Annotated in this window: 26 protein-coding genes; 18 read left to right on the forward strand and 8 right to left on the reverse strand. The window is 65.9% G+C overall.

The window, feature by feature from the left end:
- Positions 1 to 5: 5 nt before the first annotated feature.
- The 3 genes from sucD (at position 6) to IP91_RS09685 (ending at position 2,267) form a co-directional block, all read left to right on the forward strand.
- On the forward strand, positions 6 to 887 hold the full coding sequence (sucD, locus tag IP91_RS09675; RefSeq protein WP_145648775.1) for a succinate--CoA ligase subunit alpha: 882 nt from the start codon (positions 6 to 8) through the stop codon (positions 885 to 887).
- A 94-nt stretch (positions 888 to 981) separates the two neighbouring features.
- Positions 982 to 1,581 (forward strand): FHA domain-containing protein, encoded by a 600-nt coding sequence (locus tag IP91_RS09680; RefSeq protein WP_145648776.1) that lies wholly within the window; start codon positions 982 to 984, stop codon positions 1,579 to 1,581.
- A 203-nt stretch (positions 1,582 to 1,784) separates the two neighbouring features.
- Positions 1,785 to 2,267 (forward strand): pilin, encoded by a 483-nt coding sequence (locus IP91_RS09685; RefSeq protein ID WP_145648777.1) that lies wholly within the window; start codon positions 1,785 to 1,787, stop codon positions 2,265 to 2,267.
- Between the two features lie 72 nt (positions 2,268 to 2,339).
- On the opposite strand, the gene IP91_RS09690 is transcribed toward IP91_RS09685, so the two are convergent.
- On the reverse strand, positions 2,340 to 3,047 hold the full coding sequence (locus IP91_RS09690) for a flagellar brake protein (RefSeq protein WP_145648778.1): 708 nt from the start codon (positions 3,045 to 3,047) through the stop codon (positions 2,340 to 2,342).
- A 135-nt stretch (positions 3,048 to 3,182) separates the two neighbouring features.
- Positions 3,183 to 3,722: a cyclic pyranopterin monophosphate synthase MoaC gene (gene moaC / locus IP91_RS09695; RefSeq protein ID WP_259772448.1), complete on the reverse strand. Its 540-nt coding sequence runs from the start codon at positions 3,720 to 3,722 to the stop codon at positions 3,183 to 3,185.
- Positions 3,723 to 3,745: 23 nt separating this feature from the next.
- Here moaC and IP91_RS09700 point away from each other — a divergent pair, with 23 nt between their 5' ends.
- The gene (locus tag IP91_RS09700) at positions 3,746 to 5,605 is read left to right on the forward strand and encodes a M48 family metallopeptidase (RefSeq protein WP_145648779.1); all 1,860 of its coding nucleotides are present in this window, start codon (positions 3,746 to 3,748) and stop codon (positions 5,603 to 5,605) included.
- Here the strand turns inward: IP91_RS09700 and IP91_RS09705 are convergent.
- The 4 genes from IP91_RS09705 to IP91_RS09720 form a co-directional block, all read right to left on the reverse strand.
- Positions 5,514 to 6,113 (reverse strand): DUF2946 family protein, encoded by a 600-nt coding sequence (locus tag IP91_RS09705; RefSeq protein ID WP_145648780.1) that lies wholly within the window; start codon positions 6,111 to 6,113, stop codon positions 5,514 to 5,516. The two genes, IP91_RS09700 and IP91_RS09705, sit on opposite strands and share 92 nt — an antisense overlap.
- A 17-nt stretch (positions 6,114 to 6,130) precedes the next feature.
- Positions 6,131 to 7,111 (reverse strand): YheT family hydrolase, encoded by a 981-nt coding sequence (locus tag IP91_RS09710; protein WP_145648781.1) that lies wholly within the window; start codon positions 7,109 to 7,111, stop codon positions 6,131 to 6,133.
- Between the two features lie 103 nt (positions 7,112 to 7,214).
- On the reverse strand, positions 7,215 to 7,637 hold the full coding sequence (locus IP91_RS09715; RefSeq protein ID WP_145648782.1) for a YybH family protein: 423 nt from the start codon (positions 7,635 to 7,637) through the stop codon (positions 7,215 to 7,217).
- A 21-nt stretch (positions 7,638 to 7,658) separates the two neighbouring features.
- Positions 7,659 to 7,850, reverse strand: coding sequence for a zinc-finger domain-containing protein (locus IP91_RS09720; RefSeq protein WP_145648783.1), 192 nt, complete (start codon positions 7,848 to 7,850; stop codon positions 7,659 to 7,661).
- Positions 7,851 to 8,032: 182 nt separating this feature from the next.
- Between IP91_RS09720 and IP91_RS09725 the strand changes: the two genes are divergently transcribed.
- The 13 genes from IP91_RS09725 (at position 8,033) to IP91_RS09785 (ending at position 23,516) form a co-directional block, all read left to right on the forward strand.
- Complete coding sequence (locus IP91_RS09725) at positions 8,033 to 8,806, forward strand: AzlC family ABC transporter permease (RefSeq protein WP_371860610.1); 774 nt, start codon at positions 8,033 to 8,035, stop codon at positions 8,804 to 8,806.
- Entirely contained in the window at positions 8,799 to 9,131 is a 333-nt protein-coding gene (locus IP91_RS09730) for an AzlD domain-containing protein (protein ID WP_145648784.1), read from the forward strand. The genes IP91_RS09725 and IP91_RS09730 overlap by 8 nt, the downstream gene beginning before the upstream one ends.
- Before the next feature lie 91 nt (positions 9,132 to 9,222).
- Positions 9,223 to 10,431, forward strand: a complete 1,209-nt coding sequence (locus IP91_RS09735) for a phosphoglycerate kinase (RefSeq protein ID WP_145648785.1) — start codon at positions 9,223 to 9,225, stop codon at positions 10,429 to 10,431.
- A gap of 78 nt (positions 10,432 to 10,509) precedes the next feature.
- Positions 10,510 to 11,958: a pyruvate kinase gene (gene pyk, locus IP91_RS09740; protein ID WP_145648786.1), complete on the forward strand. Its 1,449-nt coding sequence runs from the start codon at positions 10,510 to 10,512 to the stop codon at positions 11,956 to 11,958.
- A 132-nt stretch (positions 11,959 to 12,090) separates the two neighbouring features.
- On the forward strand, positions 12,091 to 13,155 hold the full coding sequence (fba, locus tag IP91_RS09745; RefSeq protein WP_145648787.1) for a class II fructose-bisphosphate aldolase: 1,065 nt from the start codon (positions 12,091 to 12,093) through the stop codon (positions 13,153 to 13,155).
- Between the two features lie 95 nt (positions 13,156 to 13,250).
- Positions 13,251 to 14,150, forward strand: a complete 900-nt coding sequence (locus tag IP91_RS09750) for a phosphoribosylaminoimidazolesuccinocarboxamide synthase (RefSeq protein ID WP_145648788.1) — start codon at positions 13,251 to 13,253, stop codon at positions 14,148 to 14,150.
- Complete coding sequence (purE, locus tag IP91_RS09755) at positions 14,150 to 14,653, forward strand: 5-(carboxyamino)imidazole ribonucleotide mutase (protein WP_145648789.1); 504 nt, start codon at positions 14,150 to 14,152, stop codon at positions 14,651 to 14,653. The genes IP91_RS09750 and purE overlap by 1 nt, the downstream gene beginning before the upstream one ends.
- Positions 14,646 to 15,824, forward strand: coding sequence for a 5-(carboxyamino)imidazole ribonucleotide synthase (locus IP91_RS09760; protein WP_145648790.1), 1,179 nt, complete (start codon positions 14,646 to 14,648; stop codon positions 15,822 to 15,824). Before purE ends, IP91_RS09760 begins: the two co-directional genes overlap by 8 nt.
- Positions 15,821 to 16,831, forward strand: coding sequence for an L-threonylcarbamoyladenylate synthase (locus IP91_RS09765; protein WP_145648791.1), 1,011 nt, complete (start codon positions 15,821 to 15,823; stop codon positions 16,829 to 16,831). The genes IP91_RS09760 and IP91_RS09765 overlap by 4 nt, the downstream gene beginning before the upstream one ends.
- Before the next feature lie 348 nt (positions 16,832 to 17,179).
- A complete protein-coding gene (locus IP91_RS09770) occupies positions 17,180 to 18,697 on the forward strand; it encodes an alpha/beta hydrolase family protein (RefSeq protein WP_229474226.1) in 1,518 nt (505 codons plus the stop codon).
- Between the two features lie 239 nt (positions 18,698 to 18,936).
- Positions 18,937 to 20,310, forward strand: a complete 1,374-nt coding sequence (locus IP91_RS09775; protein WP_145648793.1) for an SGNH/GDSL hydrolase family protein — start codon at positions 18,937 to 18,939, stop codon at positions 20,308 to 20,310.
- Between the two features lie 23 nt (positions 20,311 to 20,333).
- Entirely contained in the window at positions 20,334 to 21,014 is a 681-nt protein-coding gene (locus IP91_RS09780; RefSeq protein WP_145648794.1) for an OmpW/AlkL family protein, read from the forward strand.
- Positions 21,015 to 21,131: 117 nt separating this feature from the next.
- Entirely contained in the window at positions 21,132 to 23,516 is a 2,385-nt protein-coding gene (locus tag IP91_RS09785) for a hybrid sensor histidine kinase/response regulator (RefSeq protein WP_145648795.1), read from the forward strand.
- A gap of 111 nt (positions 23,517 to 23,627) precedes the next feature.
- Here the strand turns inward: IP91_RS09785 and IP91_RS09790 are convergent, their stop codons facing one another.
- Together IP91_RS09790 and IP91_RS09795 are read right to left on the reverse strand one after the other, a co-directional pair.
- A complete protein-coding gene (locus IP91_RS09790; protein ID WP_145648796.1) occupies positions 23,628 to 24,812 on the reverse strand; it encodes an acyl-CoA dehydrogenase in 1,185 nt (394 codons plus the stop codon).
- 105 nt (positions 24,813 to 24,917) lie between these two features.
- A complete protein-coding gene (locus tag IP91_RS09795) occupies positions 24,918 to 25,430 on the reverse strand; it encodes a flavin reductase family protein (protein WP_145648797.1) in 513 nt (170 codons plus the stop codon).
- Between the two features lie 130 nt (positions 25,431 to 25,560).
- On the opposite strand from IP91_RS09795, the gene msrA reads away from it, so the two are divergent.
- On the forward strand, positions 25,561 to 26,091 hold the full coding sequence (gene msrA, locus IP91_RS09800; protein ID WP_229474228.1) for a peptide-methionine (S)-S-oxide reductase MsrA: 531 nt from the start codon (positions 25,561 to 25,563) through the stop codon (positions 26,089 to 26,091).
- The last annotated feature ends 104 nt before the right edge of the window (positions 26,092 to 26,195 follow it).

Below are 26,195 nucleotides of genomic sequence, written 5' to 3' on the forward strand. Positions count from 1 at the left end.
CCAACATGTCTATTCTGATCAACAAAGACACCAAAGTCATCACCCAGGGCATCACCGGCAAGACCGGCCAGTTCCACACCCGCATGTGCCGCGACTACGCGAACGGCAAGGAAGCCTTCGTGGCCGGCGTGAACCCGAAGAAAGCCGGCGAAGATTTCGAAGGTATTCCAATCTACGCAACGGTCAAGGAAGCTGCATCGGAGACCGGCGCGACTGTGTCCGTGATCTACGTGCCGCCAGCCGGCGCCGCTGCCGCGATCTGGGAAGCTGTCGAAGCCGAGCTGGAACTGGCGATCTGCATCACCGAAGGCATTCCAGTCCGTGACATGATGGAAATCAAGGACCGCATGGCCAAGGCCGGTTCCAAGACCCTGCTGCTGGGCCCGAACTGCCCAGGCCTGATCACCCCTGACGAAATCAAGATCGGCATCATGCCAGGTCACATCCACCGCAAGGGCCGCATCGGCGTCGTGTCCCGTTCGGGCACGCTGACGTACGAAGCCGTCGGCCAGCTGACCGCACTGGGCCTGGGCCAGTCGTCCGCCGTCGGTATCGGTGGCGACCCGATCAACGGCCTGAAGCACATCGACGTGATGCGCATGTTCAACGACGATCCTGATACCGACGCGGTCATCATGATCGGCGAAATCGGCGGTCCGGACGAAGCGAACGCCGCGCGCTGGATCAAGGACAACATGAAGAAACCAGTCGTCGGCTTCATCGCCGGTGTCACCGCTCCTCCGGGCAAGCGCATGGGCCACGCCGGCGCGCTGATCTCCGGCGGTGCCGACACCGCGGATGCCAAGCTGGAAATCATGGAAGCCTGTGGCATCACCGTGACGAAAAACCCGTCCGAAATGGCCCGCCTGCTGAAAGCCATGCTGTAAATGAAATAAATCGGGATTTTTGTCCGATAATGACGGGGGCTGCGGCCCCCGTTTTTTATTGGTGGCCTGATTCGAATCCCGTTGGAGCAAAGCGTTGGCGAAAATCCTCATTACCCTCGACGGCGTCCTGGAACGGACGGTGCAGCTCACCAAGGAGCGCATGACGATCGGCCGCCACCGCGCCAACGACATCGTGCTGGAACACCCCACGGTCAGCGGCGAACATGCCGCGATCACCACGATCCTGGACGACTCGTTCCTGGAAGACCTGTATTCAACGAATGGCACCTTCGTCAACGGTCACCGCGTCGGCAAGCATTTCCTGCAGCACCAGGACGCGATCAAGCTGGCCAAGTACCGCATCGAATTCGTGAAGGATGGCATCCGGCCCCTCAGCGGCGCCGCGCCGCTCGCTGAAACCGCACCGGTCCCTCCGCCGGCCGCCATCGAAGTCCTGAACGGCAGCAATGCCGGCAAGCGGCTGGAACTGAGCAAGCTGCAGACGAGCCTGGGCCGCACCGGCGTCCAGGTCGTCATGATCACCCGCACCGATCATGGCTATGCCGCGGCGCACACCGATGGCGAGCGCATTCCGTTCCTGAATGGCATGGCGCTGGGCAAGCAGCCGCAACCGCTGGCCCATGGCGATGTACTCGACCTGTCCGGCACGCAGATGGCGTTCCGCCAGGGCTGACGAAAATCGTCAGCTGACGGTTTTTGCGGCCTCGACTGACAATTTATGATGGGTGCGCTGACAAAATTCGTCAGGCTGGCAGGGTAAAAGTGACGGTTTACGTCGCTTCGGGAGGAAGAAAGGGCTGAAAACGGGCTGGCACGGGGATTGCTCTACATAAACCATCGTAACCCCAGTTCACCCTTTACCTTTTGGAGCCCACCATGAAATCCATCAAATCCCTGAACCAGAAAGCCCAAGCCGGTTTCACCCTGATCGAACTGATGATCGTCGTCGCCATCATCGGTATCCTGGCTGCCGTCGCCATTCCGGCTTACCAGAACTACGTGAAGCGCGCTGCTTACAGCGAAGTCGTTAGCCAGATGAGCCCGTATAAACTGGCCGTCGAAGAGGCTTACCAGAACGGCAATACGCTGGCAAGCATGAGCGCTGCAACGGGTGGCGGTGCTGTCACCGGCGGCCTGATCGCTACTCCGGCCGCATCGACCAGCGGCGTATTCAACAGCCTGGCAATTGCAGCCAACGGCATCATCACCGCTACGCCGAACGCCACCAAGGGTATCGCCGCTACGGATACCTGCGTGCTGACCCCAACCACCGCCGGCGGCGATGCTGGCAGCGGTACCGATCGCCTGCGTTGGGCCTACTCCGGTGCCTGCGTGGACAAAGGCTACGTGAAGAACTGATAGACCGATTCGGTCTGCTTGAAAAGCCCGGCACTGCCGGGCTTTTTGCATGCCAGGCCGCTGTCATTGCTGCTAGACGATCTTCTGCCGATCGCCGATCAGCGCCTGGTACGTGAGGTTCTGCAGCATCAGGTAATACGAAGGATCGAGGTCGATGAACTGCAGGCCGTAGCCATACTTGCCCGGCGTGCCGGCCGTGGGTTCCACCGCGCTGACATTGCGGATCGACGCCCTGGCCATGACAGTCACCTGCCGCTTGTCCGGTTCCGTCACCAGCGTGAACTGCACGTCCACCGCTTCCTTGACCGGTGGCAGCGGCTGCGCCGATTCGAGCAGTGCGCCGGAGACGCTCAGGTTGGCCAGCAGGCCGGCATGCTCGTCGCCGTTCGCCATCTTCAACTGCGCGGGCAGGTCCACCTTCACCCGCATCGCCGTGCGCAGGCTGGTGCCGAAGATCTCGTCGGGGAAGGTGAGGTGGACGTAGAACAAAGGGCGACCGAAGATGCGTTCGGCGACCGTGGAGAACGTGCAGACGTTCACGCCGGAGAACACCCGCAGCGTCAGCTTGTCGCCTTCGTACAGGCCGATCGGCGTGCCCTGTTCCACCGGGATCCTGACGATCAGGTACTCGTCCTTCACCCAGCCCACCACGGTGGAAAAGTGCTGGACCGGCTTCAGGGTGCGGTGCGTGATGAACTGCAGCCGCGTGCCGACCTGCAGGTTCATCTGTTCGAAGGTATACAGCCGCGCGATGGGTTCCCGAGGCGCACTTCCGGTCATCGTTTCGTCCTGGTCAAGGGTGGCCAGCAATTATAAAACTTTGACAACTTGATGCGGCAAGTGTGAAACAATTTTTGTGCGAGGCGGGCGACCAGTCACAAAATTGCTTCGTCAACACGACAAAATTGATGTGGGCTAGCTCGTGGCCGACCAGTCGCCGCTCTTGCCCCCGTGCTTCTCCCGCACGCGGATCTCGCTCATGACCATCCCCCGGTCGACCGCCTTGCACATATCGTAGACAGTGAGCAGGCCAACCTGCACGGCGGTCAGGGCTTCCATCTCCACGCCGGTTTTCCCATAAGTCTCAACCTGCGCGCGGCAGTGGACCGACGATGCCGCTTCGTCCGTTTCGAAATCCACGGTCACGCGGGTCAGGGCCAGCGGATGGCACAGCGGCACCAGGTCGCTGGTGCGCTTGGCGCCCATGATGGCGGCGATGCGGGCGATGCCCAGCACATCCCCTTTCTTTGCGGTTCCCGATAGAATGATGGCCAGCGTTTCCGGTTTCATCCGGATAGTGCCCGTGGCAACGGCGATGCGGTGGGTTTCCGCCTTCGCGCCAACGTCGACCATATGGGCCTGGCCGGAGGTGTCGAAGTGGGTCAGTCCCTGGCCATCCTCCCGGGGAACTTCGTGCTTATTGTCGTGCTTATTGTCGTGTATGTGCTCGGACATGCTGTATAAGACTCGTATCAGAAATGGACAGGTATCATAGCACCGTGAACTTGACTCTTTTGCCCCACCGCCCCCGCCGCCCGCTGCTCTCCAGGGCCATCGCGCTTGGCCTCGCCGCGCTCGTTGCCGCACCGTTCGGTCACGCCCAGGACAGCACGCTGCCGAAGTATTCGGCGAAGCCGGCGGACGACAAACCGTTCGTCCCGCTGCCGCCCGCGAACGTGCCGAGCCTGCCGAACCTGGGCGACACGTCCCGCGAGGCGCTGTCCCCGGTCACCGAGCGCAAGCTGGGCGAGGAGATCATGCACAGCATCCGCTTCGACCGCGACTACCTCGACGATCCACCGATGCTGGAGTACCTGAACACCCTCGGCAACAAGCTGGTGGAGTCGCGTCCCGGCGCGCGCGGCGAGGCGAACTTCGACTACGGCTTCTTCGTCGTGCGCGATCCGATGCTCAATGCGTTCGCTCTCCCTGGCGGCTACATCGGCGTGCACTCGGCGCTGCTGCTGGCCGCGCAGACGGAGTCGGAGCTCGCTTCGGTGCTGTCGCACGAGATCGGCCACGTGGCGCAGCGCCACATCGCGCGCCAGCTGGGCGAGCAGAAGACGGATGCGCTGATTCCGCTGGCCGCGATGATCCTGGCCGCGCTGGTGGCGAAGGACAGCCCGGATGCCGCGATGGGCGTGATGATGGGCGGGCAGGGCGTGGCCATCCAGCGCCAGCTGAACTTCGGCCGCGATGCCGAACGCGAGGCGGACCGCGTGGGCTTCCAGATCATGGGCCAGGCGGGCTATGAAACCACCGGCATGGTGGCGTTCTTCCAGCGCCTGCAGACGGCCACGCGCAACTACAACGACAACATCCCGGCCTGGCTGATGAGCCACCCGCTCACCACCGAGCGCATCGCCGACATCCAGGCGCGCATCCGCGAGCAGCCCTATAAACAGCGGGTCGATGCGCTGGACTTCTTCCTGGTGCGTTCGCGCGCCCGCGTGCTGCAGGATCCGACCGTGAAGGGTTACCAGGAAGCGGAGGAGTTCTTCCGCAACCAGATGGCGCAGCAGAGCCGTCACCAGATCGCCGCCGGCCAGTACGGCATGGCCTTCCTGCAGTTGAAGCGCGACGACTACGCCGGTGCCGACAAATGGCTGGCAAAAGCGCAGGCCACGATCGACCAGCCGCCGGCACCGGGCGCCTTCAGTTCGCCGCTGCCGAAAGGCCTGTCGGACAGCTTCATCGCCTACACGTCGCTGGAGATCAAGGTCGACCAGGAGAACAAGCCGGACGTGATGGCCGCGGCCATTGCCGAGGGCGAGGCGGCGCACCGCAAGTTTCCGCTGTCGCGCGGCATCGTCTGGCAGTATGCGGACGCGCTCATCAAGGGTGGCAAGCCGGAACAGGCCGAGCGCTTCCTGCGCGACCAGGTGCAGCAGTACCGCAGCGAGGCCGAGCTGCAGGACCTGCTGGCGCAGGCCTATTCGAAGATGGGCAAGATGGCGCTGCAGCACATCGCGCTGGCCGAGTCGTATGCTTTACTGGGCGGCACGCAGGCCGCGCTGGACCAGCTGCAGCTGGCCCGCAAGTCGCCCGATGCGTCGTTCTACGAACAGGCCGTCGTCGATGCCCGCGAACGGGACTGGCAGGCCAAGCGGCGCGAGGCGATGGGCGACAAGAAGAAGGATTATTCGACGGCGTCGTTCTCGGTGCGCGCCGCTACTTCGGACCCGGCGAAAAAGAACGACCCCTTCAACCGGGACAAGTGCGATGGTGCTGGTAATGGCGGCAGCCTTACGCAACCATCGTCGGCGTTCTTTGAAAGCCGAACCGATCCGCTAGCCCGGCGCGATCTGTCCTCGCCAGCGTCAGCAACCTGCCGTTGACGGGGAGGGTCGGCGCGGCATCGTCCGCGCCGCCTTCCAGCCAGGCCAGTAGCGCTTCATCAGGCACCGGCCGGCCGTCCTTCTCAAGCAGTGCCAGCACCTGCGCCGCATCGCGGTCATCCAGCTGCGCGACGGTGTCGCCGGCCTGGAAAATCAGCTCTCCCGCTTCCGTCATGGCCACTGCATTGATGCGATCGAGCAGCGCACCGGTGTGCAGCACGAAGCCGTGCGCGGGGTCGGTGCGGGCGATGAACGGCGTCGCTTCCAGGTTCACATAGACGCGCTGCGGGCCGTTCTGGAAATACCAGCGGCCCTCGTCATCGTGCAGGTAGTTGCGGTTGATGAAGCCGATCAGGGCCTCGTGGGCCAGCTTGTCGCCGGGCAGGTCGAGGTGCTGCGCCCGTTCATCGCGCATGCGCCAGTGGCCGCGCGCATCGAGTCCCAGCCAGCCGTAGCAGTGCGGCACGTTCGGCCATTTGGCCATGGCCTGCTTGACGATGTCATCCATGCGTTGTGCTCAAAACCTCAAGCTTGGCATAGCGTGATGGTTTGCGGCGCGCCGATGCTGCGGCCGCCTTCCAGGAAGTGGATCATGCGGCGCGGCAGCCACGCCAGGTTGCCGGGCAGCCGGCCCGTGGCGAATCCCACATGGCCGCCTTCTTCCACGTAATCGAGCACCACGTGCGAGGACGCCTTGCGGGGCAGGTACCGGCCGGGCAGGAAGGGATCGTTCAAGGCGTTCAGCACCAGCGTCGGCACCGTGATGTCCGGCAGCACGTGCTTGGCGCTGGCGCGGTCCCAGTAGTCGTCCACGTTCCGGTAGCCATGCACGGGTGCCGTGACGATGTTGTCGAAGGTGTAGAGGTCCGGCGCGGCCAGCATCGCATCGAGGTCGAACAGGCCGGGGAACAGCCGGTGCTTGGCGGCGCACTTCGGTTTCAGCGTCTGCAGGAACATGCGCTGGTACAGGCGGTTGAAGCCGCGCGACAAGGCTTCGCCGCCGCGCGCCAGGTCCAGCGGCGCGGACACGGCAACGGCGGCATCCACGAAATCGGCCTGGTGCTGCGACTCGCCCAGCCAGCGCAGCAGCACATTGCCGCCCAGCGAGACGCCGCATGCATAGAACTTGCCGGTGGCGCGTGCCTTCAGCTTGCGCAGCAGCCAGTCCGCCTCGGCGGAATCGCCCGAGTGATAGAAGCGGGGCGCCAGGTTCGGTTCGCCCGAGCAGCCGCGGAAGTGGGGGATGGCACCCGACCAGCCCATCTCCTGCAGCTCGCGCCCCAGCGCGCGGCAGTAGTGGCTGTCCGACGAGCCTTCCAGGCCGTGGAACAGCACGACGAACGGCTTGCCCGGTTCGCCGTCGACGAAATCGACATCGATGAAATCGCCATCCGGCGCCTGCCAGCGCTCGCGGCGAAAGCGCACCGGCGGCTTCGGAATGCACAGCGCCGGGTAGATGGTCTGGAAGTGGCCGTTGGGGAGCCAGAAGGGGGCGGGGTAGTTCATTGCGGGTCCGCAATCACCATGATCATCGGGGCACATCGGGGACAGGCACCTATTTACGGGCAACACTCGTGTTGCTCGTAAATGGGTGCCTGTCCCCTTGCAGTCAGTGCAGCATCTTCGCCGGCCCTTCGGTCGGCACCGGTCCCGGGGCGACGGAGACATGGTGCGCCATCATCCGCCAGCCCTTCGGCGTTTTCATGTAGACGTTGGTGGCGATCAGGTGCGCCGGTTCGCCGCTGGCGGCCGTGGTGCCTTCGACCACCGTGTGCACGGCGCTCATCAGGTTGTGCATCTCGTGCAGTTGCGACGGCAGGATGTGCAGGCCGCCGTGCTCCAGCAGCACGCTCCACGATTCCTGGATCGCCCGGTGGCCCACCAGCCGCTTGCCGCCCGGGTGGATGCAGATGATTTCCTCGTCATCGGCCCACAGCGCCATCAGCGCATCGACATCCGCGCGGTTCAGCGCGTCGTAGAAGGCCGCTTCCACTTCCGCGGGGCTGCCGATGATGTGCTGCTTCTTCTTCATGGCGCGTTTCGCTGCATGCGATCAGTGATGACCCACGACGGTGCCCGGCTTCAGGCGGTACGTGGTGCCGCAGTACGGGCATTTCGCTTCACCGTTGCTGGCGAAATCCAGGAACACGCGCGGGTGCGTGGACCACAGCGGCATGGCCGGATTCGGGCAGTATGCCGGCAGGTCCTTCGCTTCGAGTTCGACTGGCGTGGTGGCTTGTGTCATCTTCTGGGTGCTCCGGAGATCAAAAAGCACGATTTTAACGGATTCGCGCACCCGGCAGGCGTGGTGCAGGTTTCACAAGTACAATGACGCGCGCTCCCCACGACAAACCCGCGCAAACCCGACGCCCACGCCGCAGCAATCAGCCAATGTGTGGCAATTCCACCACGCATTCGTCCCACCGCATGAACGAACCGCACGATCCCGCTCCTTCCCCCGCCACCCATGCAATGACTGATCCGGCGATCGAAAAAGCCGCCTGGCGCGATGGCTTCCAGACCGGCCTGCCCACGCTGTTCGGCATCGGCGCCTGGGGCGTGGTGGTGGGGGTGGCGATGATCAAGTCCGGCCTCACCTTGCCGCAGGCCCTGGGTATGACACTGCTCGTGTTTGCCGGTTCCGCGCAACTGGCCTCGCTGCCACTGATCGCCGCCAATGCGCCCGTCTGGGTGGTGTTCGTGACGGCGCTGGTGATCAACCTGCGCTTCGTGATCTTCTCCGCGCTGCTGGCCCCGCATTTTTCCAACCTGCCCTGGCATAAACGCCTGGGGCTTGGTTTCGTCTCCGGCGACATTTCCGTGGCCCTGTACCTGCAGCGCTATCCCGATCCCGCGCCGGTGCCCGGCAAGCTGTCCTTCCTGAAAGGGCTGCTGTACCCGAACTGGGCGGCCTGGCAGATCGGCTCGCTGGCCGGCATTTTCGTGGGCAATGCCGTGCCCACAGAGTGGGGGCTGGGATTTGCCGGCACGCTGGCGATCGTCTGCGTGCTGGTGCCGATGGTGGCGACGCGGCCGGCGCTGGCCGGCGTGCTGGTGGCCGGCGCCGTGTCGGTGATCGCCGCGGAACTGCCTTACAAGCTGGGCCTGCTGGCGGCCGTGATCGTGGGCATGGCCACCGCGATGGTGATCGAGGAAACGGGCGAGAAACGCAAACTGAAGCGGGAGGGCGGCCATGTCTGACCTGGAAATCTGGATCGTCATCGGCGCACTGGCCCTGTCCACCGCCATCACGCGCAGCGGGTTCTGGCTGGTTGGCCACAAGGTCACCATTCCGCAGCGCGTGCAGGAAATGCTGCGCTATGCGCCGTCCTGCGCGCTGGCCGCCATCATCGGCCCGGACCTGCTGCTGGACGGAACGACGGTGCACCTGGACCTGGGCAATGCCAAACTGCTGGCGGGCATCGCTTCGGTCGCCTGGTTCGCCTGGCGGCGCCGGATGCTGGAGACGATCGTGTTCGGCATGCTGTGCTTCACCGCGATCCGCCTGCTGCACGCGGGGGTCTGAAGGCAGCCGAATCAGGCCGTAGGTGGGGCGGCGTTGCGGTAAAATAGTGGCCTTTGTATCACTTAACCTCGCCACTCTCCCTCGGAAAGCCATGCAATTTACTCGTCTCCAGGATCTGATCGCGCAGAATGCGCTGCAAGGCAAGCGGGTGTTCATCCGCGCCGACCTCAACGTGCCGCAGGATGATGCCGGCAATATCACCGAAGATACGCGCATTCGCGCTTCCGTCCCGGCGATCCAGGCAGCCGTCAAGGCGGGCGCGAAGGTCATGGTCACGTCCCACCTGGGCCGCCCGACCGAGGGGGAGTTCAAGGACGAAGACAGCCTGGCACCCGTGGCGAAACGCCTGGCCGAGCTGCTGGGCCAGCCTGTCGAACTGAAGCAGGACTGGGTCGACGGTGCCGGTCTCGAGAACCTGCAGGCCGGCCAGGTCGTGCTGCTGGAGAACGTTCGCGTCAACCAGGGCGAGAAGAAGAACAGCGATGAACTGGCGCAGAAGATGGCCAGGCTGTGCGACGTGTACGTGAACGATGCGTTCGGCACCGCGCACCGCGCCGAAGCTTCCACGCATGGCATCGCCAAGTTTGCGCCGGTCGCCGCAGCCGGCCCGCTGCTGGCCGCCGAACTCGATGCACTGGGCAAGGCGCTGGGTGCGCCGGCCCGCCCGCTGCTGGCCATCGTGGCCGGCTCGAAGGTCTCCTCCAAGCTTTCCATCCTGAAGTCCCTGGCCGACAAGGTCGACAACCTGATTGTCGGCGGCGGCATCGCCAACACGTTCATGCTGGCCGCCGGCCTGAAGATCGGCAAGTCGCTGGCCGAGCCGGATCTCGTCGAGGAAGCGAAAGCCATCATCGACCTGATGTCGAAACGCGGCGCGCAGGTGCCGATCCCCACCGATGTCGTGTGCGCCAAGGAGTTCTCGCCAACGGCCGCTGCTACCGTCAAGAAGGTGGCGGACGTGGCGGACGACGACATGATCCTCGACATCGGCCCGGAAACGGCGGCGCTGCTGGCCGAACAGATCGCCAAGGCAGGCACGATCGTCTGGAACGGCCCGGTGGGCGTGTTCGAGTTCGACCAGTTCGGCAACGGTACGAAGACGCTGGCGCTGGCGATTGCCGACTCGAAGGCGTTCTCCATCGCCGGCGGCGGCGACACGCTGGCCGCGATTGCAAAATATGCCATTACCGATAAAATCGGTTATATCTCGACCGGCGGCGGCGCCTTCCTGGAGTTCCTGGAAGGCAAGACCCTGCCGGCGGTGGAAGTGCTGGGTTCCCGCGCAGCGGGCAGCCAGTAAAACCGGAAAAGCGCAGCGCACCGTCGCTGCGTTTTCTCTTTGAAAACCAGCTGTTCGATCTTTTGCAAGGAACCCGCAATGTCCCGTGGCACTAAAATCGTCGCAACCATCGGCCCGGCCTCCACCGACCTCAACGTTCTGATCCGGATGATCCGGGCCGGCGTCGACGTGGTGCGGCTGAACTTCTCGCACGGCAAGGCACAGGATCACATCGACCGTGCCAACCTGGTGCGGCAGGCGGCGGCGGAATGCGGGCGGGAAGTAGCCATCATGGCCGACATGCAGGGTCCCAAGATCCGCGTCGGCAAGTTCGAAGGCGGCAAGATCGACCTGGCCAAGGGCGACAAGTTCATCCTCGATGCCAAGTGGGGCGAGAACGGCGAGCTGGGCAACCAGGAACGCGTGGGCCTGGACTACAAGAACCTGCCGAACGACCTGCGCGCCGGCGACCACCTGCTGCTCAACGACGGCCTGATCGTGCTGGTGGTGGACAGGATCGTCAGCAACGAGATCTACACCACGGTGAAGATCGGCGGCGAACTGTCCAACAACAAGGGCATCAACCGCCAGGGCGGTGGCCTGACGGCGCCGGCGCTGACGGCCAAGGACATGGAAGACATCAAGACGGCGATGAGCTTCCAGGCCGACTTCCTGGCCATCTCGTTCCCGAAGAACGCCACCGACATGGAAATGGCGCGCCAGCTGGCCAATATCGCCGGCGAGCCCTACGGCCACAAGCCGCAGATGATCGCCAAGATCGAGCGCGCCGAAGCCATCCCCGCGCTGCAGGAAATCCTCAACGCCTCGGACGGCATCATGGTGGCGCGCGGCGACCTGGCCGTGGAAGTGGGCAATGCCGCCGTGCCGGCGCTGCAGAAGCGCATGATCCGCATGGCGCGCGACTCGAACAAGTTCGCCATCACGGCCACGCAGATGATGGAATCGATGATCTTCAACGCCGTGCCCACGCGCGCCGAAGTGTCCGACGTGGCCAATGCCGTGCTGGATGGCACGGATGCCGTGATGACGTCCGCCGAAACGGCCTCGGGCCGCTACCCGGTGGAGACGGTGGAGATGATGTCCGCCGTCTGCATCGAGGCCGAACTGTCCGAATACAACAAGCTCGATGCCGACTTCCTGAACGTGCGCTTCACCCGCATCGACCAGTCGATCGCCTACGGCGCGCTGTTCACCGCGCACCACCTGCGCGTGAAGGCCATCGTGGCGCTGACGGAATCGGGCTCCACGCCGCTGTGGATGAGCCGCCACAATATCGATACGCCGATCTTCGCGCTGACGCCGAGCGTGACCACGCAGCGCAAGGTCTCGCTGTACCGCAACGTGCGCTCGCACTACCTGGTGCAGCAGGGCACCAGCGCCGAGGTGCTGAAACAGGCCGAGGACCTGCTGGTCGCGGAAGGCCTGGCGAAGAAGGGCGACATGATCGTCGTGACCTGGGGCTCGCCGATGGGCCAGGCCGGCGGCACGAATGCGCTGAAGATCGTCAAGATCGGCGAATTCAGTTAAGAATTCGGCCAAGGATTGAAGGCGGCGCCGGCCACGAGCCGCGCGCCGCCTGGCGGAGAACGGCAGGCGCGGCGGATGCACGCGCCTGCGTTGCCTTCGCCACGAAGGTTTTTATTTGATTGGAGTACTACCATGTCCCTCGTATCCATGCGCCAGCTGCTGGACCATGCCGCCGAACACGGCTATGGCCTGCCGGCATTCAACGTCAACAACCTGGAACAGGTGCAGGCCATCATGGCCGCCGCCGACGCCGTCAACAGCCCGGTGATCATGCAGGCTTCGGCCGGCGCGCGCAAATACGCCGGTGAAGCGTTCCTGCGCCACCTGATCGATGCCGCCGTCGAAGCCTACCCGCACATTCCCGTCGTCATGCACCAGGACCACGGCCAGTCGCCGGCCGTCTGCATGGCCGCGATCCGTTCCGGCTTCACGTCCGTGATGATGGACGGCTCGCTGGAAGCGGACGGCAAGTCCGTCGCCTCCTACGACTACAACGTCAACGTGTCGCGCGAGGTGGTGAAGTTCGCCCACTCGATCGGCGTGACGGTGGAAGCGGAACTGGGCGTGCTGGGCTCGCTCGAAACGATGAAGGGCGACAAGGAAGACGGCCACGGCGCGGACGGCACCATGACCCGTGAACAGCTGCTGACGGACGTGGCCCAGGCCGCCGACTTCGTCGAACGCACCCAGTGCGACGCGCTGGCGATCGCCATCGGCACCTCGCACGGCGCCTACAAGTTCACGCGCAAGCCCACCGGCGACATCCTGGCAATTGACCGCATCAAGGAAATCCACGCGCGCATTCCGAACACGCACCTGGTGATGCACGGTTCCTCGTCGGTGCCGCAGGAACTGCTGGCCATCATCCGCGAATTCGGCGGCGACATGAAGGAAACCTATGGCGTGCCCGTCGAGGAGATCCAGGAAGGCATCCGCCACGGCGTCCGCAAGATCAACATCGACACGGACATCCGCCTGGCCATGACGGCCGCGGTGCGCAAGTACCTGTTCGAGAACCCGTCGAAGTTCGATCCGCGCGATTTCCTGAAGCCGGCACGCCTGGCTGCGGAAGAAGTCGTGAAGGCCCGTTTCATCGCTTTCGGCTGCGAAGGCCGCGCATCGCAGATCAAGCCGATCCCGCTGGAAAAGATGGCGGAACGTTACAAGGCCGGTGATCTGGCCCAGATTGTGAAGTAAAATCCTGCTTTTCGGGCTTTCGGGCCCGAACCCACTCGACCGGCGGGCGGGAGTCATCCCCCGCCGGTTTTTCGCTTTATCGAGATCCTCCCTCCATGAAAAGCCTCTACCAGTCCTCTATCAAATCCCTGCCATTGCTCGGCCACGGCAAGGTGCGCGACAACTATGCCGTTGGCGATGACAAGATCCTGATCGTCACCACCGACCGCCTGTCCGCCTTCGACGTCGTGATGAACGAACCGATCCCCGGCAAGGGCATGGTGCTGAACCAGATGAGCGATTTCTGGTTCGAGAAGCTCGGCCACATCGTGCCGAACCACCTGACCGGCGTGGCGCCGGAGTCGGTGGTGGCAGAGGACGAAGTGGAGCAGGTGAAGGGCCGCGCCGTCGTCGCCAAGCGGCTGAAGCCGATCCTGGTGGAAGCGGTGGTGCGCGGCTACATCATCGGCTCGGGCTGGAAGGATTACCAGGCCACCGGCAAGATCTGCGGCATCGCGCTGCCGGCCGGCCTGCAACAGGCCGACAAGCTGGCCGAACCGCTGTTCACGCCGGCCGCCAAGGCCGACCTGGGCGAGCACGACGAGAACATCAGTTTCGCGGAGATGGAAGAGCGCATCGGCGCCGACCTGGCCGCGCAAATGCGCGATATCAGCATCCAGCTGTACCAGACGGCGGCTGACTACGCCGCCACGCGCGGCATCATCATCGCCGACACGAAGTTCGAATTCGGCCTCGACAACGATGGCGTGCTGCACCTGATGGACGAAGTGCTGACGGCCGATTCGTCGCGCTTCTGGCCGGCCGATTCCTATGCGCCGGGCATGTCGCCGCCATCGTTCGACAAGCAGTTCGTGCGCGACTACCTGGAAACGCTGACCGAGTGGAAGAAATCGCCACCGGCCCCCGCGCTGCCGGCGGACGTCATCGAGAAGACGCAAGCCAAATACTTCGAAGCGATCGAACGCCTGACCGGCGAGAAGCTGAAGGCCGACTGATGACGGATCAAGCTAAAGCGCTGGTCGGCGTCATCATGGGCTCGTCGTCCGACTGGGACGTGATGCAGAACGCCGTCAATATCCTCAAGCAGTTCAATGTGCCGTTCGAGGCGCAGGTGATCTCCGCGCACCGCATGCCGGACGAGATGTTCACATATGCCGAAACGGCCCGCGCGCGTGGCCTGCGCGCCATCATCGCCGGTGCCGGCGGTGCCGCGCACCTGCCGGGCATGGTGGCCGCGAAAACCATCGTGCCGGTGCTGGGCGTGCCCGTGCCGTCGAAGTACCTGCGCGGCGAGGATTCGCTGCTGTCCATCGTGCAGATGCCGAAGGGCGTGCCGGTGGCCACGTTCGCCATCGGCGAAGCGGGTGCGGCCAATGCGGCGCTGACGGCCGTTGCCATCCTGGCGGCTGGCGACGAGGCGCTGGCGGCGCAACTGGAAGCGTTCCGCGCGCAGCAGACGGCTGCCGCGCAAGCCATGGTCCTGCCCATCAATGAATAAGCCGTTCGTACCTGCAGCTTCCCCGGCCACCTGGCTGGGCGTGATGGGGGGCGGCCAGCTGGGCCGCATGTTTGCCCAGGCGGCCCAGGCAATGGGCTACCAGGTCGCCGTGCTGGAGCCGGCGGACGAATGCCCGGCCGGGCAGGTCGCGCAGCACCTCGTCAACGCGGCCTATGACGATGCGGCCGGCCTCGATGCGCTGGCCGCGCAATGCGTCGCCGTCACCACCGAGTTCGAGAACGTGCCGGCCGACAGCCTGTCGCGGCTGGCGCAGCGCGTATTCGTGGCACCGGATGCGCACGGCGTCTCGGTGGCGCAGGACCGGATCGCCGAGAAGGCCTTCTTCGTGGCCTGCGCCAGTAAATCGCACGTGATGCCGGCGCCGCACAAGGTGATCGCCTCGTACGAGGACATCGACGCCATCGGCGACGATCTGCTGCCCGGCATCCTGAAGACCGTGCGCATGGGTTACGACGGCAAGGGCCAGGTGCGCGTGCGGTCGCGCGACGACGTGCGCGCCGCGTTCGACGAGATGGGCCAGGTCACCTGCCTGCTCGAGAAGATGCTGCCGCTGGCCTATGAAGTGTCGGTGCTGACGGCGCGGGGTGCCGATGGCGAATCCGTCGTCTATCCGATCGCGGAAAACGTGCACCGCGACGGCATCCTGTTCACGACGACCGTGCCGGGCCCGAACGTCTCCGCCGACAGCGCACTGAAGGCGCAGAACGCGGCGCAGGCGATCGTCTCCGAGCTGGGCTACGTGGGCGTGCTGTGCATCGAGTTCTTCGTGCTGGAGGATGGCACGCTGGTCGTCAACGAGATGGCGCCGCGTCCCCACAACAGCGGCCATTACACGATGGATGCCTGCGTGACGAGCCAGTTCGCGCAGCAGGTGCGGGCGATGGCGAAGCTGCCGCTGGGCGATGTGCGCCAGCATTCGCCGGCCGTGATGCTGAACATCCTCGGGGACATCTGGTTCGATGGTGAATCCGTGTCCGAGCCGGCATGGGATGACGTGCTGGCGCTGCCCGGCGCCTGCCTGCACCTGTACGGCAAGGACGATCCGCGCCGCGGCCGCAAGATGGGCCACGTGACGTTCGTGGCGCCCACGCTGGCCGAAGCGCAGGCGCAGTTGCAGGCCGCCTGCGGCATCCTGGGTATTCCGCTGTGACCGGAGCTGCGATCCTGGACGCGGCCGCGCGTCTCGAGGCGGGCGGGCTGGTGGCGTTTCCGACCGAGACCGTCTACGGCCTCGGTGCGGATGCCGAGAACCCCGCGGCCGTTGCCGCCATCTATGCCGCCAAGGGGCGGCCGCAGGACCATCCCGTGATCGTGCACGTGGCGCCCGGCGCCGATCTCGATTACTGGGCGGCCGATGTGCCGGACGAGGCGCGGCTGCTGGCGGGGGCGTTCTGGCCCGGGCCGCTGACGATGATCGTCAAGCGCCATGCGCACATTCCCGATGCCGTCTCCGGCGGGCAGGACACGGTGGGCCTCCGCTGCCCGTCGCACCCCGTCGCGATGGCGCTGCTGGCCGCGTTCAAGGGCGGCAAGGGCGGGGTGGCGGCACCGTCCGCGAACAAGTTCGGCAATGTCAGCCCGACCACCGCGCAGCATGTCCGCGATGAATTCGGTGACGAATTTGGTAACGGCGAGCTGACCGTGCTCGATGGCGGTGCCAGCCAGGTGGGCATCGAATCGACGATCGTCGACCTGTCGCGCCTCGCCACGCATGGCCCGGTACTGCTGCGGCCCGGCCATATCGGTGCCGCGCAGATCGCCGCCGTCATCGGCGCGCTGCCCGCCGCACCGGACGACGCCGCGCCGCGCGCTTCCGGCACGCTGGAGTCGCATTACGCACCGAAGGCACCCGTTGCGCAGGCCGGGACCGCGCGGCTGGCCGGCCTCGTCACGACCTTGTCCGCACGGGGGCGCCGCATCGCGCTGATCCACTACACGCCGCTGCTGTCGGGCGCCGCCGCGCACCAAACGTTGCCCGCCGACCCGGCCGGCTACGCGCAAGGCCTGTACGCCGCCCTGCGCGCCATGGACACGGCAGGCGTCGAGCTGATCCTCGTCGAAACCCCGCCGCAAACGGACGACTGGCTCGGCATCAACGACCGCCTGCGCCGCGCCACCCACGGCTCCATCGGCATCCTCTCGCGCTTCCTCGCCTGACAGCCCAGTTCGTGTCCACCTTGGGGTCAGACCCCGACATGGACACGGCCTCGACAATATTCGGTGTCGAAAAAGAGTTTTGTTGTCTGAATGATGCGCCAAAGCGAAGCACCGCGCACATTTATGCATGAGCTCGTGTCCGTGTCGGGGTCTGACCCCATGGTGGACACGAGCTCGGCTGTAGACGCTTTGTCATTGGTGTGGGAAATGTGCGACAGCCAGTTGTAAATTGCCAGTTACATGGTGCCGCACCGCAACTTCGGGTCGTATGATCGGCGCTTTGTGATCTGCCGAGTTGCTGCCATGTCCCCCCTGCCTGCTGTCGTTTTGCCCCTTCTGATTGCATCGATGTTGTCCGCCTGCGGTGGTGGCGCCGGGTCCGGGGGAAGTGCGCCGGGCGGCACGCCGCTGCCGGTGACGAGCGCGGCGCCCGCGGTGACGACGCCGGCGCCGGTCACGACGCCCGCCCCGGCGCGCGGCAGCGTGATGACGCCGGCGGCGGTATCGACCATCACCCTGGCCGACGGCACGAGCGCCACCACCGTCGGCACCGCGCAGATGAAGGCGCTGGTGGCTTCCACACTGAGCCAGCTGACATCGGTCACCAGCGAGCCCCGCTGCACGGTCACCACCTACACGGTGCGCTACAACACGGCCGGCCCGCAGGACACGCTGACCCAGTCGAGCGCCGCCATCATGCTGCCGGGCGGGACGGACCCGAACTGCACCGGCGCGCGGCCCGTGATGCTGTACGCGCACGGCACCAGCCTCGACAAGACCTACACGATGGCCAGGCTGACGGGCGAGTCGCGCCTGATCGCCGCCATGTTCGCCGCGCAGGGCTTCATCGTCGTCGCGCCGAACTACGGCGGCTACGACAGCTCCACGCTGTCCTATCACCCCTACCTCGACGCCAGCCTGCAGGCCGCGGACATGATCGACGCCCTGCGCGCCGCCCGCAGCTCGTTCGGCATGCTGGGCGCCAGCCAGTCCACGCGCCTGTTCCTGGCCGGCTATTCGCAGGGCGGCTATGTGGCCGTCGCCACGCAGAAGGCCATGCAGGCGCTGCCGACCGAGTTCAGCATCACGGCGGTGGCCGGCATGTCCGGCCCCTACGCATTGAGCCGGTTCGCGGACAACGTCTTCGCCGGCAATCCCGGCCAGGGCATCACCGCCTTCCTGCCGCTGATCACCACGGCGGGCCAGCGCGCCGGCGCGGGCATCTACGCGGCCCCATCGGACCTCTACGAGAACCCGTACGCCGCCGGCATCGAAAGCGTGTTGCCGGGCACGCTGTCGAGCGGCGAGCTGGTCGCGCAGGGACGGCTGCCCGGCAACGCGCTGTTCGCCGCCGACTCGCTGCCGCAGCCCTCCGGCGCCACCGTCTACTTCGGCGCGGGCAACCTGGTGCGCACCAGCTACCGCAACGCCTACCTGGCCGATGCCGCCGCGAACCCCTGCAACACGAACGCCGCCACGCCGCTGGCCTGCGCGCCGCAGAACGCCCTGCGCAAATGGGTGGTGAAGAACGACCTGCGCAGCTTCGCGCCCGTCGCGCCGCTGCTGCTGTGCGGCGGCAAGGAAGACCCGACCGTGCCGTTCTCGAACACGCAGGACGCGGCCGCCTACTTCAAGGCCATCAACAGCGCACCGACCGTCGTCGACCTCGACACGGGCGACGGCCTGAACGACCGCTGGCTGGTGGAGCGGGCCGGCTTCAACGCGGCCAAGCTGGCCGTGAAAGCCGATGCGGTGGCCAATGGCAAATCGGTCTCGGAGGCGATGGCGGACACCTACCACGCCGGCCTCGTGGCGCCGTTCTGCCTGCTGGCCGCGCGCGACTTCTTCAAGGACCGCCTGCCTTGATGGCTGCAAGCCGCCGCGCCTGTGGAACGGCCGCGACAAGAGCGATGGTGCACTGCAACTTACGGTAGCGTTCCGTGCGCCGGGTACTAACGGCCTGTGCAATGCTGCGACGCACCGTAACCAGCGGTTCATTTTTTGCCAGATTTCACTTGTGCTCGCAGGAACAAGACTGGCATATTAAGAAAGGCATGAATAGTACGTTCGTGCTATTCAGATAAGACATCCAACCAGGAGACACGATGCGACACATGAAATTTGCGCTGGCCGTGATGGCCGGTGCCATCCTTGCCGCGTGCGGCGGCGGCAGCGGCAGCCCGCAGGGCGGCGCCCAGATCAACAAGGTGTCCTTCGCATCCCAGGTGAGCTTCGGCGACAGCCTGTCCGACGTGGGCAGCTACAACGTCGGCACCGTGAAAGCCCTCGGCGGCGGCAAGTTCACGATCAACGGCGACAACACGGCCACCAATTCGGCGCTGACCGGCAAGAACTGGACCGAGCTGATGGCCGCGCAGTTCAACCTGCCCGCACCGTGCCCGGCCCAGACGGGCCTGGACGGCAATGCCGCGCAGGGCTTCTCCGTCCCCGTCGTCAACAACGCCAACTGCTTCGGCTATGCCCAGGGCGGCGCACGCGTGACCAACCCGGTCGGGGCGGGCAACAAGCTCACGGGCAGCGCATTGGGCGCCCTGACGGTACCGGTCGTCACGCAGGTGAAGAACCACCTGGCCAAGACCGGCGGCAAGTTCAAGGGCGACGAAGTCGTCTTCGTGATGGCCGGCGGTAACGACATCCTCGTCAACCTGGCCCAGCTGCAGACCGCGGCCACCGCCGCCGGCACCAGCGCCGGCCAGACGGCCTTCGCCACCAGCCTGATCTCGCAGCTGGCCGCGGGCAGCACCAATCCCGCCACCGCGGCGCAGTCCATCGGCCTGGCCGTGAGCACCGCCAGCAGCACGGCCGGCGCCACCCAGGCATCGATCGTGACGGCCGCCTTCACGGCCGCCGTCCGCGCCGGCAATACCACCGCGCAAGCCAACCAGGCCACCATCATCGCCACGGCCACCACGGCCGCCAACACGGCCGGCGCGAAAGCCGGTGCCGACTACGCCGCTGCCCAGGCGCCGGCCCTGATCGCCGCGCTGACCACCGCCGGCGCCGAACTGGCCACGCTGGTCAAGTCGCAGCTGGTGGGCAATGGCGCCAACTATGTGGTCGTCAACAACCTGCCGGACGTGGCCACCACGCCGGCCGGCCTGTCGAAGGATGCCACCACGCGCGCGCTGATCGACAAGATGGTGCAGGCGTTCAATGCGCAGCTGGTGTCCGGCCTGTCGTCGGAAACCAAGGTGCTGCTGGTGGACGTGTATGCCGTCAGCCATGACCAGGCCACCAACCCGGGCCCGTACGGCCTGACCAACGTGACCGAAACGGCCTGCGACCTGAGCTCGGCGAAGAACCCGCTGGGCAGCTCGCTGGGCTGCACGGCCGCCAGCCTGCGCGCCGGCGACGTGAGCCACTATTCGTTCGCGGACGACGTGCACCCCACGCCGTTCAACAACCTGCTGCTGGCGCGCTACGTGTCGCGCGCGATGGTGACCAAAGGCTGGCTGTAAGCGCAACGGACATTGGAGAAAACATGAACAACAACCTCAAACTCGCCATCAGGCTCGTGGCACTGGCAGCGTCGCTGGGCGTCTCGGCAGGCGCCGCGGCGCAGGCCAAGGGCGACTGGACCGTCAAGGTCGGCGTCAACAAGATCACGCCGAAAGTGGAAAGCGGCGATGTCAGCGCGCCCGCGCTGCCCGGCACGAAGGCCGACGTGGGCCCGGACACGAAGCCGATCCTGAACCTGGCCTACTTCATCACCGACAATATCTCGGCGGAGCTGGACCTGGGCGTGCCGTACCGGCATAAACTGTTCGGCGCCGGCTCGATCGACGGCACCGGCCAGCTGGGCACCGCCGACGTGCTGCCGCCCACGCTGTTCGCGCAGTACCGCTTCTTCCAGCCGGAAGCCGTGTTCCGTCCCTACGTGGGCCTGGGCGTGACCTATGCCTACTTCCGCCGCGAGCGCGGGTCGGCGCAGCTGACTTCCGTGCTGAACACGGGCGGCCCGGATTCCACGTTCTCGCTGGAGGCGAAATGGGCCGCCAGCGCGCAGCTGGGCGCCAGCTTCCGCCTGAACGAGCGCTGGTCGATCGACGGCGGCGTGATCGCCACCAAGCTGAAAACGACGGCCACGTACTCCACCGGCCAGACGCAGGCAATGAAGCTCGATCCGATCGCCATCAACCTGGGCGTCGTGTTCAAGTTCTGATGGCCTGACCTGTCCCGCCAAGCCGGCCTCGCGCCGGCTTTTTTGCGTTTGGGAACTGAACCGTCCACCGGCCGGCCCCTTCGCTATACTCGGCCAAAGACTGGACGGAGCAAATCGATGGCAGGCGGCACGGCGGCATTCCTGACGGGCGAAGGCGACATGGTGGCGCTGATGCGCAGCCACGACTGGACCGGCTCTCCCCTTGGCGCGCCGGAGGACTGGCCGGCGCCCCTGCGCACCGTGGTGTCGTTGATGCTGGGGTCGAAGTTCCCCATGTTCGCCGCCTGGGGCCCCGAGCTGGGCTTCCTGTACAACGATGCGTATGTGGACATCCTCGGCGACAAGCACCCGCGCGCGCTGGGCCGCGCCTTCCACGACATCTGGGCCGAGATCTGGGACGACCTGCTGCCCAGCATCGAGCTGGCCATGGCGGGCGAAGCCAGCTACCACGAGAACCTGCTGCTGACGATGTGCCGCAAGGGCTATGACGAGGACACCTGGTTCACGTTCTCGTATTCGCCGCTGCGCGACGAGGCAGGGGGCGTGCGCGGCATGTTCTGCGCCTGCGTGGAGACCACCGAGCAGGTGCTGGCCGCGCGCCACCGGGCCGAGGAAGTGGAGCGCATGCGCCAGCTGTTCCAGCAGGCCCCCGGCGCCATCGTCGTGCTGCGCGGCCCGGAGCATGTCTACGAGATCGCCAACGATGCCTACCAGCGCCTGGTGGGCCGCACCGCGCTGGTGGGCCGTGCGCTGGCCGAAGCGCTGCCCGAGGTGCGTGGCCAGGGCTTCATCGAGCTGCTCGACCGCGTGTACGACAGCGGCGAAGCACACGTGGGCCATGCGATGCCGATCACCCTGCGGCGCGGCGCGGACGGTGCGCTGGAAGAGCGCTATGTCGACTTCATCTTCCAGCCCACGCGCGACCACCGCGGCGCCGTCTCCGGCATCTTCGTGGAAGGCAGCGACGTGACGGATGCCGTGCTGGCGGCGCGCGCCGTGGCCGAAAGCGAAGAGGGCCTGCGCCAGCTGGCCAACGCGGTGCCGCAGATGGCATGGATGGCTACCGCGGACGGCACCGTGGACTGGGTCAACGAGCGCTGGGTGCACTACACGGGCATGGGGCTGGACGTGGCGCGGGAACAGGGCTGGCAGCAGCACTTCCACCCGGACGATCTGCCATCCATGCTGGAGAGCTGGAGGGGCTCGCTCGCCAGCGGCCAGCGCTACGAGGCCCGGGCACGCATCCGCGCGGCGAACGGCGAGTACCGCGGCTTCCTGATCACGGCCGCGCCGCTGCGCGATGCGGAAGGCCGCATCGTGCGCTGGTTCGGCACCAACACGGATGTGACACCGATCGAGAAGGCGCAGCAGGAACTGCGCGATGCCGGCCGCCGCAAGGACGAGTTCCTGGCCATGCTGGCCCACGAGCTGCGCAACCCGCTGGCGCCGATCGCCACGGCGGCCGAGCTGCTGCGCCTGGGCGTGCTCGATCCGGCGCGCGTGCAGCAGACCAGCGGCGTGATCGCGCGCCAGGTCGACCACATGACCAAGCTGGTGGACGACCTGCTCGATGTCTCGCGCGTCACGCGCGGCCTGATCACGCTGCGGCGCGAACCGCTCGACTTCAGCGCCGTCGTGGCCGAAGCCGTGGAACAGGCCGAGACGCTGATGAACGCCAAGGGCCACCGCCTCACCGTGGAACTGCCGGACGATGCCGGCTGGGTGCTGGGCGACCGCACGCGGCTGATCCAGGTGCTCTCCAACCTGCTCAACAACGCGGCGCGCTACACACCGGCGCGCGGCACGATCGCGGTGCGCGTCACCAGCGATGCGGGCCAGGTCTGCGCCAGCGTGGAGGACAGCGGCATCGGCATCGCCGCGCCGCTGCTGCCCCATGTATTCGAACTGTTCACGCAGGCCGAGCGCTCGTCCGACCGCTCGCAGGGCGGGCTGGGACTGGGGCTGGCGCTGGTGAAAAGCCTCGTCGAACTGCAGGGCGGCACGGTGGACGTGCGCAGCGAAGGGCAGGGCCTGGGCAGCCGCTTCACGGTGCGGCTGCCCCGCATCGGCATGCCCCTCTTCGCACCGGCAACGGCGGCCGACGCACAGGCCGTCCACGGTACGGCAGGGCGTCACATGATGGTGGTGGATGACAACCTGGACGCCGCGCGCATGCTGGCGCTGCTGCTGGAATCGTCCGGCCATTCGGCCGAAGTGTGCACCGACGGGTTCATGGCGCTGGAAGCGGTGGTGCACAGCGCACCCTCGGCGCTGTTCCTGGACATCGGCCTGCCGGGCATGGACGGCTACGAGCTGGTACGGCGCCTGCGCGCGCTGCCGGAAACCTCGCACGCCTGCATCGTGGCCGTGACGGGCTACGGCACCCCCGAGGACCGCGCCCGCGCGCTGGCGGCAGGCTTCGACGAGCACCTCGTCAAGCCCGTGCAGCCGAAGGCGCTGTACACGATTCTCGCGCGGCTGGCGGGGGAGAAGTCAATGTGACAGCGGCAGGGAAAGGGGACCAAGGAAAGGAAAGGGGACAGGCACCTATTCATTTGCAACACGAGTGTTGCAAATGAATAGGTGCCTGTCCCCGATGTCATCTCTCCGCGCTTACTGGAACGCCTGGATGCCCGTCTGCGCGCGGCCCAGGATCAGCGCATGGATATCGTGCGTGCCTTCGTAGGTGTTGACCACCTCCAGGTTGACCATGTGGCGGATCACGCCGAATTCGTCGGAGATGCCGTTCCCGCCCAGCATGTCGCGGGCGACGCGGGCGATGTCGAGCGCCTTGCCGCAGGAGTTCCGCTTCATCATGGACGTGATCTCGACGGCGGCCGTGCCTTCGTCCTTCATGCGGCCCAGGCGCAGGCAGCCCTGCAGGCCCAGCGTGATCTCCGTCTGCATGTCGGCCAGCTTCTTCTGCACCAGCTGGTTGGCGGCCAGCGGACGGCCGAACTGGTGGCGGTCCAGCACGTACTGGCGCGCCGTGTGCCAGCAGCTTTCCGCGGCACCGAGCGCGCCCCAGGCGATGCCGTAGCGGGCCGAGTTCAGGCAGGTGAACGGCCCCTTCAGGCCGCGCACGTCGGGGAACGCGTTCTCTTCCGGGCAGAACACATTGTCCATCACGATCTCGCCGGTGACGGAGGCGCGCAGGCCGAACTTGCCGTGGATGGCCGGCGCGGACAGGCCGGCCATGTCCTTTTCCAGGATGAAGCCGCGGATCGCGCCGTCGTCGTCCTTGGCCCAGACCACGAACACGTCGGCCACGGGGGAGTTGGTGATCCACATCTTCGAACCCGTCAGCGCGTAGCCGCCCGGGACTTTCTTCGCGCGCGTGATCATCGCGCCGGGGTCGGAGCCGTGGTTCGGTTCCGTCAGGCCGAAGCAGCCGATCCATTCGCCGGTGGCCAGCTTCGGCAGGAATTTCTGGCGCTGCGCCTCGGTGCCGAATTCGAAGATGGGCACCATCACCAGCGAGGACTGCACGCTCATCATGGAGCGGTAGCCGGAGTCGACGCGTTCCACTTCGCGGGCGATCAGGCCGTACGCCACGTAGTTCAGGCCGGGGCCGCCGTACTGCTCGGGAATCGTGGGACCCAGCAGGCCCAGTTCGCCCATCTCGCGGAAGATCGACGTGTCCATCCGCTCATGGCGGAACGCTTCGAGGATGCGGGGCGCCAGCTGGTCCTGGCAGTACGCGGCGGCCGCATCGCGCACCATGCGTTCGTCGTCGGCAAGCTGCTCGTTCAGCAGCAGGGGATCGTCCCAATGGAACTGGGCGCGCGGGTGGCTCATGGTCGGGTCTCCGATTATCGTGTCCGGCGATTCTATGCGCGGCGCGACGGGCGGGCTTTTGAAATAACGACACCGATTTGCGGCTTTCGGCGGCGCCCGCTCCCGTTATGCGGACAGGTGCAGGCCGCTCAGCCGGCCGCCATGGAACACCAGCGGTTCGCGCGGATGCACCTCGCAGTGCTCCACTTCGCCCACGAAGATCACGTGGTCGCCTTCCGGATAGCGGCTGCGGTTGTGGCACTCGAACCAGGCCGTGCAGCCCTTCAGCACAGGATGGCCGGTGCGCGACAGCTCGAACTCCACCTGGCCGAACGGGTCCTCGCCGCGCGTGGCGAACAGGTGGGCCAGATGGGCCTGGTCCGCCGCCAGGATATTGATCACGTAGTGCGAATTGCCCGAGAAGATGGGCATGCTGGACGCCTGCGACTTCAGGCTCCACAGCACCAGCGGCGGGTCCAGCGACACGGAATTGAAGGAGCTGGCCGTCAGGCCGCGAAAGCTGCCGTCCGCCAGCCGGGTGGTGATCACGGTGACGCCGGTGGCGAATTGCGACAGGGCCTGCTTGAAATGCACGCTGTCGAAGCCGGGCGTGGCGGCGCGGGGAGAGCTGGTATTCATGGGGGCATTATGCCAAAGATTGCCGCGCGCGAGCGCAGCCACGGTGCGGCATGGCGGCGGCCGGCCAGCCGCACTGCATCACCCTGCCAATTGCGTTACAGTAGACCATCAATGAATGCGTGAGGAATCTATGGCACAGACTGAAATCGCCGTGCTGGGCGGCGGGTGTTTCTGGTGTACGGAAGCCGTGTACCTGGAAGTGAAGGGCGTCACCAAGGTGGAGTCGGGGTACACGGGTGGCCCGCAGCCCGATCCCACCTACGAACAGATCTGCACGGGCACGACGGGGCACGCGGAAGTGGTGCGGCTGGAGTTCGATCCGGCAGCGATCAGCTACCGCGACATCCTCGAGATCTTCTTCACGATCCACGACCCCACCACGCTCAACCGCCAGGGCAACGACGTGGGCACGCAGTACCGCTCCGTGATCTATTACCAGTCGCCGGAGCAGGAAGCCACGGCGCGGCAGGTGATGGCCGAGATGGCGCATGTGTGGGATGCGCCGATCGTCACCGAGATCTCGCCGGCCCAGCCGTACTACAAGGCCGAGGAGTATCACCAGAACTACTTCGAGCAGCATCCGCTGCAGGGTTATTGCGCGTTCGTGGTGGAGCCGAAGGTGGTCAAGTTCCGCAAGATGCATGCGGCGCGGGTGAAATAACTTCGGGGACAGGCACCTATTTTCATCGGGGACAGGCACCTATTTCCGAGCAACGTTAGCGATGTTGCTCGGAAATAGGTGCCTGTCCCCTTTCAGCTGCGCCT

This window comes from Pseudoduganella lurida (assembly GCF_007830455.1).
Classification (GTDB): domain Bacteria; phylum Pseudomonadota; class Gammaproteobacteria; order Burkholderiales; family Burkholderiaceae_D; genus Rugamonas; species Rugamonas lurida.

Excerpts from the sequence above, each read along its gene's own strand:
- IP91_RS09760 (WP_145648790.1), top strand. The coding sequence starts at position 14,646 with ATGAATAAGCCGTTCGTACCTGCAGCTTCCCCGGCCACCTGGCTGGGC.
- fba (WP_145648787.1), top strand. The coding sequence starts at position 12,091 with ATGTCCCTCGTATCCATGCGCCAGCTGCTGGACCATGCCGCCGAACAC.
- IP91_RS09790 (WP_145648796.1), bottom strand. The coding sequence starts at position 24,812 with ATGAGCCACCCGCGCGCCCAGTTCCATTGGGACGATCCCCTGCTGCTG.
- IP91_RS09710 (WP_145648781.1), bottom strand. The coding sequence starts at position 7,111 with ATGAACTACCCCGCCCCCTTCTGGCTCCCCAACGGCCACTTCCAGACC.
- IP91_RS09705 (WP_145648780.1), bottom strand. The coding sequence starts at position 6,113 with ATGGATGACATCGTCAAGCAGGCCATGGCCAAATGGCCGAACGTGCCG.
- IP91_RS09775 (WP_145648793.1), top strand. The coding sequence starts at position 18,937 with ATGCGACACATGAAATTTGCGCTGGCCGTGATGGCCGGTGCCATCCTT.
- sucD (WP_145648775.1), top strand. The coding sequence starts at position 6 with ATGTCTATTCTGATCAACAAAGACACCAAAGTCATCACCCAGGGCATC.
- IP91_RS09780 (WP_145648794.1), top strand. The coding sequence starts at position 20,334 with ATGAACAACAACCTCAAACTCGCCATCAGGCTCGTGGCACTGGCAGCG.
- pyk (WP_145648786.1), top strand. The coding sequence starts at position 10,510 with ATGTCCCGTGGCACTAAAATCGTCGCAACCATCGGCCCGGCCTCCACC.
- IP91_RS09770 (WP_229474226.1), top strand. The coding sequence starts at position 17,180 with ATGTTGTCCGCCTGCGGTGGTGGCGCCGGGTCCGGGGGAAGTGCGCCG.
- IP91_RS09715 (WP_145648782.1), bottom strand. The coding sequence starts at position 7,637 with ATGAAGAAGAAGCAGCACATCATCGGCAGCCCCGCGGAAGTGGAAGCG.
- msrA (WP_229474228.1), top strand. The coding sequence starts at position 25,561 with ATGGCACAGACTGAAATCGCCGTGCTGGGCGGCGGGTGTTTCTGGTGT.
- IP91_RS09720 (WP_145648783.1), bottom strand. The coding sequence starts at position 7,850 with ATGACACAAGCCACCACGCCAGTCGAACTCGAAGCGAAGGACCTGCCG.
- IP91_RS09685 (WP_145648777.1), top strand. The coding sequence starts at position 1,785 with ATGAAATCCATCAAATCCCTGAACCAGAAAGCCCAAGCCGGTTTCACC.
- IP91_RS09735 (WP_145648785.1), top strand. The coding sequence starts at position 9,223 with ATGCAATTTACTCGTCTCCAGGATCTGATCGCGCAGAATGCGCTGCAA.
- IP91_RS09750 (WP_145648788.1), top strand. The coding sequence starts at position 13,251 with ATGAAAAGCCTCTACCAGTCCTCTATCAAATCCCTGCCATTGCTCGGC.
- IP91_RS09725 (WP_371860610.1), top strand. The coding sequence starts at position 8,033 with ATGAACGAACCGCACGATCCCGCTCCTTCCCCCGCCACCCATGCAATG.
- IP91_RS09690 (WP_145648778.1), bottom strand. The coding sequence starts at position 3,047 with ATGACCGGAAGTGCGCCTCGGGAACCCATCGCGCGGCTGTATACCTTC.
- moaC (WP_259772448.1), bottom strand. The coding sequence starts at position 3,722 with ATGTCCGAGCACATACACGACAATAAGCACGACAATAAGCACGAAGTT.
- IP91_RS09730 (WP_145648784.1), top strand. The coding sequence starts at position 8,799 with ATGTCTGACCTGGAAATCTGGATCGTCATCGGCGCACTGGCCCTGTCC.
- IP91_RS09795 (WP_145648797.1), bottom strand. The coding sequence starts at position 25,430 with ATGAATACCAGCTCTCCCCGCGCCGCCACGCCCGGCTTCGACAGCGTG.
- IP91_RS09700 (WP_145648779.1), top strand. The coding sequence starts at position 3,746 with ATGGACAGGTATCATAGCACCGTGAACTTGACTCTTTTGCCCCACCGC.
- purE (WP_145648789.1), top strand. The coding sequence starts at position 14,150 with ATGACGGATCAAGCTAAAGCGCTGGTCGGCGTCATCATGGGCTCGTCG.
- IP91_RS09785 (WP_145648795.1), top strand. The coding sequence starts at position 21,132 with ATGGCAGGCGGCACGGCGGCATTCCTGACGGGCGAAGGCGACATGGTG.